The sequence below is a fragment of the Natrinema soli genome (assembly GCF_028618695.1).
The window spans coordinates 12,710-28,309 of sequence record NZ_JAQIVI010000059.1 but is presented as its reverse complement, the minus strand read 5'-3'; the positions used below and the strand labels follow the sequence as shown (position 1 = coordinate 28,309).

At 59.5% G+C, this 15,600-nt stretch carries 18 protein-coding genes and 4 pseudogenes; 12 read left to right on the top strand and 10 right to left on the bottom strand.

Going from position 1 to position 15,600, the window contains the following annotated elements:
• The 5 genes and pseudogenes from PGX04_RS03870 to PGX04_RS34075 form a co-directional block, all read left to right on the top strand.
• Positions 1-330 (top strand): annotated as a pseudogene (locus PGX04_RS03870) (hypothetical protein); the annotation flags it as partial.
• A gap of 6 nt (positions 331-336) precedes the next feature.
• Positions 337-561 carry a hypothetical protein gene (locus PGX04_RS03865; RefSeq protein WP_273737301.1) on the top strand — a complete coding sequence of 75 codons (225 nt, stop codon included), beginning with the start codon at positions 337-339 and terminating at the stop codon, positions 559-561.
• 128 nt (positions 562-689) lie between these two features.
• A pseudogene (locus PGX04_RS03860) lies at positions 690-1,953 on the top strand (phage integrase SAM-like domain-containing protein).
• Positions 1,954-2,466: 513 nt separating this feature from the next.
• Positions 2,467-2,646, top strand: a complete 180-nt coding sequence (locus tag PGX04_RS34080) for a hypothetical protein (protein WP_337959443.1) — start codon at positions 2,467-2,469, stop codon at positions 2,644-2,646.
• Positions 2,647-2,689: 43 nt separating this feature from the next.
• Entirely contained in the window at positions 2,690-2,866 is a 177-nt protein-coding gene (locus PGX04_RS34075; protein ID WP_337959442.1) for a class I SAM-dependent methyltransferase, read from the top strand.
• A 2-nt stretch (positions 2,867-2,868) separates the two neighbouring features.
• On the opposite strand, the gene PGX04_RS34070 is transcribed toward PGX04_RS34075, so the two are convergent.
• The 5 genes from PGX04_RS34070 to PGX04_RS03835 form a co-directional block, all read right to left on the bottom strand.
• Entirely contained in the window at positions 2,869-3,099 is a 231-nt protein-coding gene (locus PGX04_RS34070; RefSeq protein ID WP_337959441.1) for a hypothetical protein, read from the bottom strand.
• Positions 3,100-3,206: 107 nt separating this feature from the next.
• Positions 3,207-3,473 carry a hypothetical protein gene (locus PGX04_RS03850; RefSeq protein WP_273737300.1) on the bottom strand — a complete coding sequence of 89 codons (267 nt, stop codon included), beginning with the start codon at positions 3,471-3,473 and terminating at the stop codon, positions 3,207-3,209.
• Between the two features lie 150 nt (positions 3,474-3,623).
• On the bottom strand, positions 3,624-3,935 hold the full coding sequence (locus PGX04_RS03845) for a class I SAM-dependent methyltransferase (RefSeq protein ID WP_273737299.1): 312 nt from the start codon (positions 3,933-3,935) through the stop codon (positions 3,624-3,626).
• Positions 3,936-4,048: 113 nt separating this feature from the next.
• Positions 4,049-4,240 (bottom strand): DUF7333 family protein, encoded by a 192-nt coding sequence (locus PGX04_RS03840; RefSeq protein WP_273737298.1) that lies wholly within the window; start codon positions 4,238-4,240, stop codon positions 4,049-4,051.
• A gap of 275 nt (positions 4,241-4,515) precedes the next feature.
• Positions 4,516-5,538, bottom strand: a complete 1,023-nt coding sequence (locus tag PGX04_RS03835; protein WP_273737297.1) for an LLM class flavin-dependent oxidoreductase — start codon at positions 5,536-5,538, stop codon at positions 4,516-4,518.
• Between the two features lie 178 nt (positions 5,539-5,716).
• On the opposite strand from PGX04_RS03835, the gene PGX04_RS03830 reads away from it, so the two are divergent.
• The 4 genes and pseudogenes from PGX04_RS03830 (at position 5,717) to PGX04_RS34390 (ending at position 8,546) form a co-directional block, all read left to right on the top strand.
• Positions 5,717-6,304: an NAD(P)/FAD-dependent oxidoreductase gene (locus tag PGX04_RS03830; protein WP_273737296.1), complete on the top strand. Its 588-nt coding sequence runs from the start codon at positions 5,717-5,719 to the stop codon at positions 6,302-6,304.
• A gap of 131 nt (positions 6,305-6,435) precedes the next feature.
• Positions 6,436-7,623, top strand: coding sequence for an MFS transporter (locus tag PGX04_RS03825; RefSeq protein WP_273737295.1), 1,188 nt, complete (start codon positions 6,436-6,438; stop codon positions 7,621-7,623).
• Between the two features lie 173 nt (positions 7,624-7,796).
• Positions 7,797-7,994 carry a hypothetical protein gene (locus PGX04_RS03820; protein WP_273737294.1) on the top strand — a complete coding sequence of 66 codons (198 nt, stop codon included), beginning with the start codon at positions 7,797-7,799 and terminating at the stop codon, positions 7,992-7,994.
• Positions 7,925-8,546, top strand: a pseudogene (locus PGX04_RS34390) (alpha/beta hydrolase). Before PGX04_RS03820 ends, PGX04_RS34390 begins: the two are co-directional and overlap by 70 nt.
• 138 nt (positions 8,547-8,684) lie before the next feature.
• Here PGX04_RS34390 and PGX04_RS03805 read toward each other — a convergent pair.
• The 3 genes and pseudogenes from PGX04_RS03805 to PGX04_RS03795 all read right to left on the bottom strand — a co-directional run bounded on the left by PGX04_RS03805 (position 8,685) and on the right by PGX04_RS03795 (position 10,703).
• Positions 8,685-9,454 (bottom strand): annotated as a pseudogene (locus PGX04_RS03805) (ABC transporter permease).
• A complete protein-coding gene (locus tag PGX04_RS03800; RefSeq protein WP_273737293.1) occupies positions 9,451-10,491 on the bottom strand; it encodes an ATP-binding cassette domain-containing protein in 1,041 nt (346 codons plus the stop codon). Before PGX04_RS03800 ends, PGX04_RS03805 begins: the two are co-directional and overlap by 4 nt.
• The gene (locus tag PGX04_RS03795) at positions 10,464-10,703 is read right to left on the bottom strand and encodes a hypothetical protein (protein WP_273737292.1); all 240 of its coding nucleotides are present in this window, start codon (positions 10,701-10,703) and stop codon (positions 10,464-10,466) included. Before PGX04_RS03795 ends, PGX04_RS03800 begins: the two co-directional genes overlap by 28 nt.
• Before the next feature lie 322 nt (positions 10,704-11,025).
• Here PGX04_RS03795 and PGX04_RS03790 point away from each other — a divergent pair, with 322 nt between their 5' ends.
• Positions 11,026-11,157: a hypothetical protein gene (locus PGX04_RS03790; protein WP_273737291.1), complete on the top strand. Its 132-nt coding sequence runs from the start codon at positions 11,026-11,028 to the stop codon at positions 11,155-11,157.
• A 211-nt stretch (positions 11,158-11,368) separates the two neighbouring features.
• Here the strand turns inward: PGX04_RS03790 and PGX04_RS03785 are convergent, their stop codons facing one another.
• A complete protein-coding gene (locus PGX04_RS03785) occupies positions 11,369-12,943 on the bottom strand; it encodes a sensor histidine kinase (protein ID WP_273737290.1) in 1,575 nt (524 codons plus the stop codon).
• Positions 12,944-14,287: 1,344 nt separating this feature from the next.
• Between PGX04_RS03785 and PGX04_RS03780 the strand changes: the two genes are divergently transcribed.
• Positions 14,288-14,575 carry a PadR family transcriptional regulator gene (locus tag PGX04_RS03780; RefSeq protein ID WP_273737289.1) on the top strand — a complete coding sequence of 96 codons (288 nt, stop codon included), beginning with the start codon at positions 14,288-14,290 and terminating at the stop codon, positions 14,573-14,575.
• A 140-nt stretch (positions 14,576-14,715) separates the two neighbouring features.
• Here the strand turns inward: PGX04_RS03780 and PGX04_RS03775 are convergent, their stop codons facing one another.
• On the bottom strand, positions 14,716-15,030 hold the full coding sequence (locus PGX04_RS03775; RefSeq protein ID WP_273737288.1) for a hypothetical protein: 315 nt from the start codon (positions 15,028-15,030) through the stop codon (positions 14,716-14,718).
• A 93-nt stretch (positions 15,031-15,123) separates the two neighbouring features.
• On the opposite strand from PGX04_RS03775, the gene PGX04_RS03770 reads away from it, so the two are divergent.
• A complete protein-coding gene (locus tag PGX04_RS03770) occupies positions 15,124-15,465 on the top strand; it encodes a hypothetical protein (RefSeq protein WP_273737287.1) in 342 nt (113 codons plus the stop codon).
• Positions 15,466-15,600 lie beyond the last annotated feature (135 nt).

Genomic DNA, 15,600 nt, shown 5'->3' with positions numbered 1-15,600 from the left:
GGTTATCCGTGCTCATTATTCCGTCTTCTTCACGTAGTGGGTGTAGATGTCGTCCTCCTCGACCTGCTCGAGGAGTTCGACGCCGTCGGCGTGCCCGAGGGGAGCGTTGACCCCACGCTGAAGCGTCTCGAAGAACACGGCCTCGTCGAGCACCGCGACCGGTTCTGGACAATTGTAGACGCCGAGCATGCGGTCGCGTCGGCGGGGATGCACGGCGCCGCCACGGCCGACGACATCGACGGCGGGTTCTCCGACGACGACGTCGAGGCCTGGATGGAGACCGCGGTAGACTCTATCGAGTCTGAAACCGAGTCGGACGAGGAGTCGTGATCCCGGATGGCTGACCGCGGAACCGTCATCTGGGCCCCCGATCCGTTCAAGACGGACGGAGGAAATCCCCGCCCGTGGCTGGTCGTTTCCGGCGAGCGAATGCCCTACCCCGATGAGGAGACGATTGCCGTCGCATTCACCACGCAGTCCCACCACGTAGGGAGCTTCGCCGTGCCGAGCGAGGCGTGGGTCCGAGGGGAACCAGGCCAGCAGAGCTACGTCCTCCCCTAGACGGTCGCCACGCTGAAAGACGATCTCCACGTCGTCGGCCGGCAGGGCTCGGTCACCTACGAGTTCACCGACCAGGTTACGACGGCCACGATCTCCTACTTGGACAATTCGGAGGTTTCTGACTCCGCATGATCGACGACACCAACGGACAGGAACCCGCAGGGCGTCCGTTACGGAGTTCCTTCGACCGCTATCTCCAGGACAAGGGGAAGGGTCGGGGCGGCGAGGGCGGGAACTACCGCCGGAACGCCGCCCGTGAGCTCGACAGATTTGCGGAGTGGGCTGCGGGTGAGTGGGACGACAAACTATACCGGGATTACTCCCGAGGACGTCGACCGCGACCCGACCTTCGAGGATCTCGACGAGCGGGTGTTCCGGGAGTACGCTCGGCACCTTTCTGGGGACCGGGGACTCAAGCAGAACACGGTCCAGGCCTACTACGCCTAAATTTCGGCGTGGTGTGGCTGGTGTGTCAACGAGGGGTACCTCGAAGCCCACTACGCCCAGCGAGCGAGTGCGACCGCACCACTCCCCGATGACGACGGCCGGAAGCCTGGTGATCAGCAGGTCTGGACGCCCGAGCAGCGCCACGCACTCACCCGGCACGTCGACGAGCAGGCGTGTGAGGCCATCGAGGACTACACCACCATTCCCAACAACGTAGCCCAATTTGACAAGCAACGAGCCCGATATGCGGCGCTGAAGGCGACCCGTGATCGGGCGCTCGTGTTCGAGCTCGCGTACACGGCTGTCCGCGTGGGGGAGCTTCTCCGAGATCCCGACGACCCGCGCCGCCGTGGCGTTCGGTGGGAAGACATCGACCTCGAGGACGGGAGTATGGACGTCTATCGGAAGAAACAGCAGTGGGACGCCGCCAGTCTCCCCGACCCGGTGATTGCACCGTTGCGGAGCTACCGGAAACTGCTGGATCCGCCGACGGACCGGTGGCCGGTGTTCCCGACGTTCGACCAGCGGACCTTGGCGAACTTGGTTCGGGAGGAATTGACTGATCAAGGCGCCCAACCCGAGGCTATACAGGAACGGCGAGACGCCTACGCGAGGGATTTGCTATTGGCCCTCGAAGAGGATATCTGCCCGAAGTCGATTACCACCGACGGCGCTCGCTCGATTCTTCGGCGGCTCACGGATGCGGCCGGTATCGAGATCGACCATCCGAACCACGAGTATCTTGCTCCACACGGCGGCCGCCGCGGGATGGGCGAGGTCCTCGTCCGAGCCTTCGGATATACAGTCGCCGCCCGGTACTTGGATAACTCCGAGGAGATGGTTCGAGAGCGCAATTCTCACATCGAAGCCGGAGAACTCGGCGATGTGGCGACTGAAGCACTCAACGAGATCGACCCGGTCTCAGGGATTGCAGAGGACAGCTAGCCCTCCCTTCTTGCTTGACGGTATCCCTCGTATAGAGCTGGCAGTCCAGCGGTAGTGCCAGTACGCCGAACCCGAAGAGTGCGTACCCACGCGTCCGTGTTCGCTGGAGTACGAGGAACATGGCGACGACGCCGAGGAGCGCGATTGCATAGGCTGTGTTGCTCCAGACGGCGTCATAGGTCGAACAGTACAGCCAACAAACGAACGTGTAGGCGGGGGCGTTCCAGGTGGGCGGGTGGAGCTTCGGCTAGAAGAACCGACAGTACGTGGTCCATCCGAGCATCGCCAGCGTTGGGAGACCTGCCAGCCACAGCGTTGATCCGAACGGTGTCCGAGTTCCGAATCGTCTGTAGCCCGCGAAGAATATCGCTGGGAAGCCGAGAATCCACAACCAGATGCCGACGGTGTACGTCACTGGCCAGTGCTCGATACGCGGCTGCTTGAACGGGAGCCGAAGTGACTCCGGAAGGGTTGCCCACGGAAACACTCATGACACTGAACGGGAATATATAGATGACTGAACTGTTTTATCCGATATTCGCGCGACTGTACAATCCGGTGATGAAACCGGCAGAACGAACCGTGCTTGCCGAACACCGCCACTATCTCGTGGATGACATCTCCGGGACGGTTCTGGACCTCGGTGCGGGGACAGGTGCAATGTTTCCGTACTTTCGGGGAAGCAGTTGTTGACGGCGGAAATGTCACACTGTTCACGACAGAGCCAGACCCACATATGCGCCGGAAAGCGCTCGAACGAGCACGCGACCTCAGGCTTGACATCGAGATTGAAAGCACCGGTGCAGAAGCACTTCCGTTCGCAGACGACTCCTTCGACGTCGTCATCGCGTCACTCGTGTTTTGTACCATCCCCGATTTTGACGCCGCACTCTCCGAGATGCCCGGGTACTGAAGCTAGGTGGCGAGTTCCGGTTTCTCGAGCACGTCCGCGGAGAGGGCGCCGTAGGTGTCGCCCACGACGTACTCGCGCCCGCGTGGCACACCGTCGCTGGCGGGTGTCACCTGAATCGCGAGACGGACGAAATATTTCGAGACGACGATCGATTCGAACTCGTCGATTACACACGGCTGGATGATATCCCGCGGATCGTCCCAATCGTCCGTGGGACGCTCAAACGCCGACATAAAGGCTCGATTCTTCCTCGTTTCGTGTGAGTAGCGAAGTCAGAGCGCCTTCGCTTTCGCAACGAGGATGACGTGCTGTAGGAACGGCAACGCACGGTGCGCGGCCCTCACCTGTTTGGTGATCGCCGTTGGATCGAGGTCATACGCTCGTAACAGTGGTTCGATGAGCGACCGAATCGGGCCCCGAGAAGCTGAAGATACAGCGTTGTCCACTTCCAGAACCGCCCGACGCTGTGGCTCGTGATGATCTCGACCGTCTTGAGTTCGAGACTCGCGTCTTTGAGAGCGGCCGTGTACTGCTTGACAGCCCCCATTGACGGCATATCCCACGCGTCTGCAAACGAGTCGACGACCCCTCGTTCTGTCTCAGTCACGTCGGACTGCACCACCAGGTCGGAGAGGACGAGAACCCCCTCAGGCTCGAGAACATCCGCGATCCCAGCGAAGACACTGTTCCGGTCGGGGAGACAGACGAGGGCATCGATGGCTGTACAGGCGGTAAACGAGTCCGTCGCGATCGGGCGCTACGTGGCGTCGCCGACAACGAACTCGGTCTCGACGTGCTTCTCACGTGCGTTCTCGGTTGCCCGCTCGAGGTTGTACGGAACGAGATCCAGTCCGGTAACTCGGAAGCCGAACCGATCGGCGAGGTGGCTCGCCGGACCGCCTCGTCCACAGCCGACATCGAGGAGCCGCACTCCGTCCGTGGCGGACAGGTGCGACGCGATTCCCGATCCGACTTCCATGACCAGACGGCGCTGACTCGACCCGACGACGTGTGGTTGGTACCACTCCGAGTAGCCGACCTCGCGGATCCTGGGCCGTTGATCTGCCAAGTGGTGGAACGATATCCTTGTGTGCGAGATGTCCGCACTGTCGTCGGCGACCGGGAGCAGCTCGGCCGTTCCGTTAATTGCTCTCACCGACGCGTCGCCGTCGGTCCGTCGCGTTACTGAAGTGAACGGTACTCGCCGTGTTTCATCCCGAGCCAGAACGCGAGTGCCGCAAAGATCGCCATCGACGGTAGCACCATCATGAGTACCGTCTGGACGGTCATAACGCCGCTGGCTGCCAAACCACCGACGCCGATGACGATGATCGCAACGAGTATTCCGCCCGCTCTGGGAAGATCGAACTCCATATCGACTCGTGATTGGCCTGGATGCTAATACATTCGGAATTACTTGCCAGTTACCCGTCCGCAACTCTGTCTGGCATAAATCCGAAGCCTGCTACGCTCTAAGTCACCACCTGCTTTTTGCGTAGTAATGATTGGGAGACAACACTCTGTCGATGAATCGGTCTTTCTGTTCGCTTTCTTGAAGTCGTCTGGATCAACGATGACTGATCTCGGGACCGGGGAGCATTGCTTCGAGGTGCAGAGGATCTACCTCAGCTGTGCGGAGACCCTCGGTTCTACGTGAGTCCGATGCCCTCGGCTAGCAGTGTATGTGAACGGAGCGCATCTCCGTGGGTTGCGTGGATATGCTGGATCATCACTTCGTCGACACCGACGCGGTCCGTGAGCTGTTCGAGAAGTGACGCAAGCGTCTCTGGATTGCCGGAAATAGCTCGTGGCCATTCATCAGCATCGAGTGTTGCAGGCGTCGGGTCGGGAACCTCCCCGAGTTCGTCAATGGCTTCCTCAACCGATGGTCTTGTGCCAACGACACCGCGTCGCATCCGCTTATATGACGCCTCGGCCACAGCTCGGAGCCGTGCCGCCTCCTCGTCAGTCTCGGCACAGACCGCATTCACAGCAAGTATCCCCTGCGGTTCGTCGAGACTTCCGGCCAGTGCTGACGATTGGAACTGGTCGCGGTACTCCTCAAACGAGCGGGTGGCAAACTGCGGTCGAATAAACGCCGCAAAGCAATAGGGAAGCCCGAGTTCGCCGGCAATCGCCGCGCTCGACGGACTCGAACCAAGCACCCACGGATTTGGGATTCCCGTGCCCGAACGTGGAATCTGCAAGTCACTGTACGGATGTTCGTCGGGGTAGTCGTCGTAGAGGTGGTTAACGACGGCTTCGATTTTCTCCGCGTGGTCCGCATCTGGATTCTGGACGCGTCGATCCGTTCCAAGGGCGCGGTCAGCAGCAGGCGACCCGTTCGCCCGTCCAAGACCCGTATCGATACGTTCTGGGGCGAGTGCATCGAGGACGCCGAACTGCTCGGCAACCTTGAACGGACTGTAGTGATTGAGCAGGACCGCGCCGGACCCGAGTCGAATCGAGTCCGTTTCAGCGGCGAGGTGGCCAAGCAGCACTTCAGGAGTCACCCCTGCGATAGAGTCAGCCATACCATGGTGTTCAGCCACCCAGAATCGTTCGAAGCCGAGCCGTTCGGCCTGTTGTGCGGCCTCGACGGTGTTCGCGTATGCATCACTCGCAGTCCCATCGGTGGGAACGGGGGACAGGTCAACGGCAGAGAGATCCATGCTCGGATTCGACGACGGCACGGGTTAACGGTTTGGTTAGTCCAGCACTTTTCTCGCCCCAATTGACAGACCGTCTGCGGGAGTTGCTCAGCGAGAGACTCTCGGTATACTCCCTGATTCCGGTCGAGTACCGATAGGATTGAGAAGGTTTTTCATACTGATCAAGCAATAAGCTCGTATGGCAGATGTACTCGTTATCGGCGGTGGTCCGGCTGGTCTCAGTACCGCACTGTTCACGGCGAAAAATGGCCTGGAAACGACTGTCTTCGACACCGACGAGACGTGGCTACACAAGGCCCACTTATTCAATTACCCCGGGATCGGGTCAATCGACGGGTCGAACTACATATCCACGCTCCGGGAACAAGTCGATGATTTTGGCGTCACCCGTCACCAAGATACCGAAGTCACGTCGGTTTCGACGACCGACGATGGCTTCCTCGTCACCACAGCTGACGACGAGCACACGGCAGACTACGTCGTGTTAGCGACGGGGGCAAACCGCGATCTTGCGGATGAACTGGGCTGTTCGTTCACCGATGAGGACGTTGTCGACGTGGACGTAACGATGGAGACGTCGGTCCAAGACGCTTACACGACGGGCGCGATGGTTCGGGCCGAGGAATGGCAGGCAGTAATCTCCGCAGGTGACGGTGCGGCAGCCGCGCTCAACATTCTCACGAAAGAGAAAGGCGAGCACTTCCACGACTTCGACGTGCCAGCGGACGCCGAAGAACTGTTCGGGTCGTTAGTCGACGCCGAGTAATCAGCGCTCTTCGGTGTCCCTTTGTCTCATTCGCTACCTCCCATCTTCGGGTCCTGTCCGGCCAGGTGTAGCAGAATCCACGGGTGCGATACGAGCGGTCAAACTGCCAGTGCTGCGAGGAGTTCGTCCCAATGAGTGACCGATCCCGACTTGCGCTCGTCGTCTGGACTGTCCTCGTTTCACAGGTGTTTCTCTATCCGGGGCTTGACGAGATCGTCTCGGTGCTGGGCGGCGGCGAGAGCATTCTCGCGGGGACGTGGTTCTTGGTCGCCGAGTTCGGTGCGTTCGTCGTCTGTGCCGTCCTGTGGGGCATCGTGAGTGATTCGCTCGGCACTCGATCCCCACTCGTCGTGCTTGGCGCTGCGGGCGGTGCAGCGAGTTATCTAGCGGTCGTGTTCGCGCCCTCTCTCGGTCTCGGGTTCGGGGTCGTGTTACTGTTGCGCGTCGTTGGCGGGGCGTTCACGATCGGTGCGTTTTCGCTGTCGATCACGATGCTGATGGACCTCTCGGGTGGCCACGGCCGAAACATGGGTGCGGCCGGAACGGCTATCGGACTCGGGGCCGCACTCGGATCAGTCGTCGGCGGACAACTCACAGGTCTCGATCCGCTCGCGCCACTGTACGGTGGGGCAGTGCTGCTCGCTGGTGCGGCCGCCCTGGCGTGGACGGTTCCCGACCGGAGCGCTGGCGGCGGGCTCCCGGTCGGCACAGTCATTACCCGCGTCCGAACTCGCCCGACGTTGCTCGTCCCGTTCGCGTTCGGCTACATCGACCGCTTGACTGCTGGATTCTTCGCGCTGACAGGCGTCGCCTATTTCAGAGACGCGTTCGGAATTGACGCTGCTACAGCAGGATTCACGCTGGCGTTGTTCTTCGTGCCGTTCGCGGTGTTCCAGTATCCAGTCGGATCACTCTCCGATCGGATCGGCCGGTTCCTCCCTGTTGTCGTCGGATCGATGCTGTACGGGGTGACGATCATCGCTGTCGTCTTCGCACCGAGATACAGTATCGCGGCAGGGCTGATGGTTCTCGTCGGTATCTGTGGCGCGTTGGTCTCACCGACGACGATGGCGCTCGTCACCGACATCGTGCCAGCGTCGGAACGCGGTGCGGCAATGGGCGGGTTCAACGTGTTCGGGAGCCTCGGGATGCTGAGCGGGTTTCTCGTCGGCGGAACCGTCACGGAACTCTACGGCTACCTGCCGGCGTTCCTTGCGGCTGGCGGACTGGAGATCGCGATCGCCGTACTCGCGTCACGAGAAGTCCGGCGGATCACGGCTCCGGAGCGAGGCCCGTCACCCGGCGCGAGTAACGAGTAAAATCACTAACTCTAATGCGTTGTACGGTAGCACTTCACACTATATCAACTAATCAACCAGATGTTTCCGCGGCAGACGAACTGCACCCCGAAATCGCCGGCCTGCTCGAACAGATGGGGGCCGCCCCGGCGCCGTCACTCTTGTCGCTGTCGCCGGAAGGTGGCAGGGAGTTCATGAAACACATGTTCCCCGACCCGGAGGAACCCGAACTGGTCGGGGACGTGATGGACCTGAAGATCGGCGATGACGGCATCCCCGTCCGCGTGTACGTCCCGGAGGGCGAGGGCCGCATTCGACAGTCGTGTACTACCACGGCGGCGGATGGGTTCTCGGCGACGTCGATACGCACGACGAGACGTGTCGGGCCCTGACGAACGAGACGGACTCGATGGTGGTGTCGGGTGACTACCGTCTCGCGCCCGAACACACGTTCCCGACGCCCGTCGAGGGCTGTCACACCGCCCTCGAGTGGGTGTTCGACAACGCGCAGGCGATGCAGGTCGATACCGACAACGTCGCCGTCGCCGGCGACTCCGCCGGCGGCAACCTCGCGGCCGCGGTGGCGTTGATGGCCCGCGACCGTGACGGCCCGGACATCGCTCGACAGTACTCATCTACCCCGTCACCGACTACTCGTTCGACACCGTGTCGACGGGAAGAACCCCTACGCGTCGCCGCTACAGGCGCGGAGTCTAGAGGGACTGCCGCCGGCGACGGTCATCACCTGCGGGTTCGACCGCCTGCGCGACGAGGGCGCCACCTACGCCTCCCGACTCGAAGCGGCGGGCGTCCCGGTCAACCACGTCAACTACGACGACGCCATCCACGGCATCGCGCAGTTCCTCGTCGAACCGATGGACCTGACCCGATCTCGAGAACTCGTCAACGATGTCGCGGCCGACATCCGCTCGACGTTCGAGTAACACCTCGGCCCGGCTTTTTTCGAGTCTCCCGACGCCAGTGAGACGGGGTACCCCTTGGTTCGAACCGAGGCGAACCGACCGGAATTGTACCCTCGAAGTCAACCAGGACAAAACTGCCTACGCCGCGAGTGTCGATAATCAGACTGCTTCGACGCGTTCGAAGAGGTACGTCCCGACCCCGACCGTGACCGCAGTGGAAACGAGAAGTGCACCGAAGTCAAGCGCGACCGGATACTCGGAGGCTCCGACCAGCACTGCTCGGAGGCCGTCGACGCCGTAGGTCAGGGGATTGACGAGCGCAAGTAACTGGATCGGCGTCGGGAAGCTGGAAATCGGATAGATCGCGCCCGAGAGGAAGAACAGCGGGAAGATGACGAACTGGACGATGAGGCCGAATCCCTCGCTGTCGCTGAATTGCGAGGCGAGCGCGACGCCGAACCCGACGAACGTGACCGCAATCAAGAGGAGGAATACCAGTGCCAACGGCAACGAGAAGAGACTCGCGACACGGAACCCGAGCGGGATCGACAGCAGGAGAATCAGGATTGCCTGGACGAGCGCCGTCGTTGAGCCACCGGCAATGCGGCCGAGGACGATCGACGTGCGGCTGACCGGGGCACGAGAATCTCTTTCAGGAACCCGACGTCTTGATCAGACAGAATTGAGAGCCCGGCGAAGGACGCCCCGAACAGCATCGTGAACCCGACCATCCCAGGGACGAGGAACTGGAGATAATCTACACCCTCAGGTAGCCCGGGAATCGCTGCACCGCTGAATCCGAACGCCAGGAAGACGAGGAACAACAGCGGCATCGCAACCGAGCCGACGATCCGGGACGGTGTTCGCAGAAACCGCTTGACATCGCGTAACCAGAGCGCGTAGATACTCAGCAGATCGAACAAATTCATTCCTTCCCCTCCGACGTCTCAGTCCGGGTCCGTCTCGTCATCGAACCAGTCTGCCTCTCTGACTCGCCGTCCGTCCCGGATTCGCCGTCGCCGGTCGCTTCGCGTTCTTCAATCGTCGTCCCTGTGAGCGAGAGGAATACCGTTTCGAGGTTCGGCCGATGGATGTCGACGGACGTTATCGCCACGCCGGCATCGTCCGCCAGGCGTACCAACTCGGCGATTCGCTCCTCACCGCGTTCGACGGTGACGTTGACACCGGCCTCGTTGGTTTCGTACCCGATGACCCACGGTCGTGCATCGAGGCGGTCGCACACGTCCGCCACGGGCCCGTCGACGGCCAGCGAGACGACGTCGCCGCCTAGTGATTCTTTGAGTGCCGCGGGCGAATCAATCGCGGCGATATCGCCGTCGTCGACGATCGCAACGCGGTCACAGAGCTGTTCGGCCTCCTCGATGTAGTGGGTGGTCAAAACGATCGACACGCCAGCCTCCTCGTTCATCCGCTGGATGTACTCCCACGTATCCCGGCGGGTTCGTGCGTCCAGCCCGACTGTCGGTTCGTCGAGAAAGAGGACGCTCGGTTCGTGGAGGAGGCCGCGTCCGATTTCGAGTCGACGTTTCATCCCGCCGGAGTACGTTCCGACGGGGTCGTCGTGTTCGTCGGTCAGCCCGACCAGTTCGAACATCTCGTCCATGTTGGTTTCACGTTTCCGTTTGTTCATGCCATAGAGTCGCGCGTGGAACGCCAGGTTCTCCTCGCCCGTCAGGTCTTCGTCGAGCGCCGGTTCTTGGAAGACGATGCCGAGGCTGTTGCGGACGGCGGCGGTCTCTTCCGTGATGTCGTAGCCGTCGACCGTTGCAGTTCCGGCATCCGGCCGCAAGAGCGTGACGAGCATGTTGATCAGCGTCGACTTGCCCGCAACATTCGGCCCGAGCAAGCCAAACAGCTCGCCGTCTTCGACCGCGAAGGACAGGTCGTCCACCGCAGTCACGTCCCCAAACGTCTTGGTCAATCCGTCAACCTCAATAGCAACCATGTGAGTTCTCGATTGTGTTTAACTAACCAGTCAGTACGTAAGGCGACCTCGTTGCCGACGTCCGCCCGTCGGAGCTTCCGGCCGACGAGACGCTGCTCGACGTGTTCCTTGACCAGGTCGACGCGAGCGTCGAACGGGGTGTGGCGATCCATGACTGACGGCCACGGCCGGACCCGCCGCGTTTTCGTCGCGATGCTCCGTGAGGAGCGCATGCATAGCCACCTCTTCCGCGGAGGCCATTTCGCCGTGTTCCCTATCCTGATTGCCACGCTGACCGCGGGCACGGCGTAGCTCCTCGTCGCGACTAGCACCGATCCGGGGACCGTCTTCGCCGGCCTCCACGCACTTGTCTTCGTCTTTGGTCTTCACACGGGGTCGATCGGCTTCGTCGGCCGCGACGCCCTCCGGAACCTGCTGGGCGACCTGACGCTACTGGTCTTTAGCGCCCGGACGCTCCCACTCTCCCAGGACCGGCTGCTGGGTATCTTCGTCGTCAAGGACCTCGTCTACTGTTCGGTACTCTTCCTCGTGCCGATGTCACTGGGGACCGTAGCGGCGGTCAGTACGGCTGACGGCATCGCCGGCCTGTTCCCCACCGTCGGCACCGCGCTCCTCCTGTGGGCGACGCTGACGCTGACGTTCGTCCTCGGCATGGGCGTGGCGTGACCATCGCCGCACTCGGGCTCATTCGCCAGGAGATACCGGGCCGTACGCTGGTTGCCGGACTCGGTGTGGCGATCGGAGCAGCCGTCCTTGATGGACTCGACGTCGTCGCCTACACGCCCTACGGTGGGTGTCATAGAACAGTTCGCATACCCCTATCTCGAATTGATAGATCCAGGTGAACGACATACCGTTGGAGAGTGGTTTCCTCCGCTCACACAGCGGGAAGTGTGAACGAGAAGATCGACCCCTCACCGGGCTCAGAGTCAACCCAGATCTCGCCACCGTGGCGCTCGACGATCCGCTCACATAGAGCGAGGCCAATACCCGACCCTTTGTGGTCGTTCTGGGAATGGAGCCGCTGGAACACCTCGAAGATCTGGCCTTGGTGGTCCGGTTCGATGCCGATCCCTTCGTCCTGAACCGATACTTTCCACATTGAACTATTCCGTTCGGCGGAGATCAGCACCTGTGGCGGTTCATCCCCGCTATACTCGATCGCGTTACTCAGCAGGTTCTGAAACAATTGACGCAACTGGTTTTCATCTCCTAACACACAGGGCAACTCATCGACCTCCACTTCGGCATCGCTTTCGACGATACGCATCTCAAGGTTGTCCCGGACGTCTGCAACCACCTCGTCGAGGTCGACCGGTTCGAACGGCTCCCCTTGTGTCTCCACGCGTGAGTACGCCAGTAATCCGTCGATCATATCACGCATCCGGTCAGCCCCGTCGATCGCGAACTCGAGGAATTCTTCGGTCTCTTCAGTCAACTCATCGTCGGCCCGACTCTCGATTAACTGCAGATAGCTCGAGACCATCCGGAGTGGCTCCTGAAGGTCGTGAGAGGCGGCATAGGCGAACTGTTCGAGTCGCTCGTTGGATTCCTCGAGTCGACGCTCGTACGTTTTCCGATCGGTAATGTCACGGGCCACGCCAATCATCCGCTTCGAGCCATCGTCGGCTTCGACCGGGTGGCCAGGGGCTTCGATCCATCGTGTTTCGCCATCTCGGACGATGCGAATTTCCTCATGTTTCGGTTCACCCGTCTCCAGAGATTGCTCGATGGTCTGCTGTACCCTCTCTTTATCCTCTGGATGGATAACCTCGATGAAACCCTCCCAGTTTTTGACTGTTGTTCCGTAGAGCGACTCCGCCGAGGGATAGAAGGAGGCCTCATTGGACTCTACATTCCAGTCCCAGACGACCGCGTCGGTTGCGTTGAGAGCAAATTCCATCCGTTCTTGGATACGCTGGAGTTCCTGCTCATGCTCTTTGCGCTCTGTAATGTCCTGTGCCGCCCCGCGGAGTGACACGACATTGTCGCCGACGGTTTTGGGAACTCCCTGGACCCGAAGCCACCGCACCTCTCCCGCAGGCGTCTGGAACCGTACTTCCACATCGAACGGCTCGCCGTCCTCGAGTGCTGCTTCGATGGCATTCTTGATGATCGGCCGATCATTCTCGTGGTAGACTTCAAGGGCTTCATCCAGTGGCGGTTCTTCGTCCCACGGCCGCTCCAGAATCTCGAAGAGATGCTGAGTCCAGTACACCTCCATCGTATCTGGGTCGATTTCCCATCCACCGACGTTCGCGATACGCTCCGATTGGTGGAGGAGATCGACCGTCCGTTCGAGAACGAACGCATGTGATTTGGCTCGGGCATCGTTGAGTCCCCCGGCAAACGACGGGACGAGTACAAACGCCGAAATGATGAGAATTGTCCGACCAAGAGTGCTAATACTTGCAGCGGGCTGGAGGTGATAGAGCGTGAGAAGACCGATCAATACCCCGATACCACCGAGACACCAGCCGATGATTCTAGAATAGAATTTGGGGTTGATTTCGGTTTCCGGCAATCGATATCCACCATAGAGGACGACTATGCCTGGCCCGGCGACAAAGACCGAAATGATCACCGCATTTGAGAGTGGTGTACCTTGTGATAGCTCTACATAGGCCAACCCGAGTCCGAGGACAATATAGAGGATTCCCAGGGTGACAATTGCTCGTCTCCAGTTGGTATTAGACTCGACCGTTCTCCAGGACTCCATTATGTGGTTTTTGTTAGTGGGACGGCTAAAGCAGTTTGTGTTAGATCGTGGATTCCCGTCACCCTACTGATTTTTGTTTAATATATGTATTGTATACGTCACATTACTAACTAGATATCTATCAGACGAGTTGTTCGTGCGTCTTCTGTACTAATCGGTCACAGTCTTCGCCGGTTGATCTCTGCCTCGTTCTGGATTTGACCCCTGTATTCAGCATAACTCGCTAGACATCATCAGAAGCTGATATAAACCCTCCTGATCACTTCGCAGGAACGATGTAACGGATGATTCCACCGTTGAATCTACGAAATCAATGCCTTGTAAAGTGTTCATGACACCCTCGAACGACTCTACCGAAGGATCATCTTGCAGGGCACTAAACTCATCCGCCTCAGTGTTCACCCTGCTCTTTGGTGTGCCACTCGTTCTATGACACCCTCCTTTTAGCTAATCGCACTGCTTTCTTCGTGAAGCGGGAAATCTTCGACATGGACATCGGCGGTTTCCCGCTTCATCTCCCTAGTTCTGACGAACGAAGCCGACGCTGTCTAGCGATTCACCAGAGCCAAATCGTTGTATATGCTGATAACCAGCCAAACCCTTCCGAGTCTGATGCGGACACTGAGAACGCTATAAATATCGGTACGAGCGGGCTGGAAGACGATTCCGACGATTTGTAATTCTACATTTTGGCGGGTTCTCCGACAGCGCCCCTCTGAAAGCTATTACTGAGCTTCAGATATGCATATAAGGGGCACGTGATATGGGCGCGTATATCACAAAGAACAGAAAGGGATGGGTATCGATATTAGTGGAAAAAAATCTCAGTTGTTCGCCCGAATGATGGCGACGCCCAATTCACAGTCGGTCTCTGCACTTGTCGTATTGGCGCTGTTGTTCTTGTCATTTCTGGCGTTCGGTAACTATGTCGGGCTGTGGTGAGGCCGTCGAGATACGAGCGATCTTTGGGCGATTCGGACGACAACTGACAACTCCCACTCCACCGAAACCACCCACAGTACCCGCTCCGACCCCTGTCCCCGACACCCTTATACCCTGATAGAACAGGGTACGGATATGTACGATTTAACTGGCTTCCAGCGTGACGTGCTGTACACGATCGCCGGGCAGGACGAACCTCACGGACTCGCGCTCAAAGCCGAACTCGAGACGTACTACGAAGGTGAGGTCAACCACGGGCGGCTCTATCCAAATCTCGATACGCTCGTCGATAAGGGCCTCGTCGAGAAAGGCACGGTCGACCGACGGACAAACAGCTATATGCTCACTCAACGCGGCCGCCGCGAGATCGAAGCGCGTCGGGACTGGGAAGATGAGTATGTCGACGAACTGCTCGGGGAGTAGACGACTCCGCCGACGGATACCTTCGCACAACGCTTATTCACTCCCGCGTAAAAGAGGTATTTGGAACCATCATCTGCGGGTGGGGACTTCCCATCCACATTCCGACTTCCCTATCTCAGTAATTTGGTCAAAATTCGCAATCACGCCCAGTCGTGGTCCCCAATGCCTTCGTAGTGCTTCAGGCGACTGCCGATCTCCCAAGCCTCCCAGCTACACTCGTGGTAAAGGATGTCCGCGAGTTTGTCGAAGCTGCTCTTGTTGAGTTCGATACCGCGGTTTCCGCGGTAGGTGATATAAGGCTCGCTGCGAAGGTCGGCGTAGACTTCACGCGCAGTGGGGTAATCGCCGTTGATTGCTGAGAGATTGAGGAGAGCTTCCTCCGTGATCGGTGTGCCCCACTTGTGTTTCGCTATCATCGTCGCCAGGAGGGCACATTTCACCGACGGCTTCTCCATGATCGAAGGATAAAGCCACTCGTATATAAACGCTGTTAATAACTGTTAACGGTAGTGGAAACACTTATACACTCGGGGGCGTTGGTTCTCTGTATGAGCAGCATGGACCACGCGGCTGACCGCGGGGAGAAGAAGGAACTCCGTAGGGAGCACCCCAGCGGGTGGCTCTACTTCACGCAGCACGACGCCATCCCGATCATCGTAGACGCGTTGCTTGACCTCCCACCAAACCGCGAGTTCAACAAAACCGAACTCGCAGAGCACGCTGGCGTCACACGCCAGACCGTCGGCAACTACACTGACCTCCTGCTTGAGGTCGAACTTATCGAGGAGGTCCCGAACACGTCTCCGCGCCGATACCGAGTCGCGGACAGCAACGTTGTCCGCGAACTCTTCGAGTTAAATAGTGCGCTCAACAACGTCGGTGGCGAGTAGCGATCATTCTGCTGTGTTGACTCGATGGAAACACTGCTACTCCATGAGAGTGTGACCAAGCATGGGGCGCAAGAGACCGACCGCTATTCCGTGCCATCGAGCACGTCGTGTTGACGTCCGTGTGCGAAAGAAGCC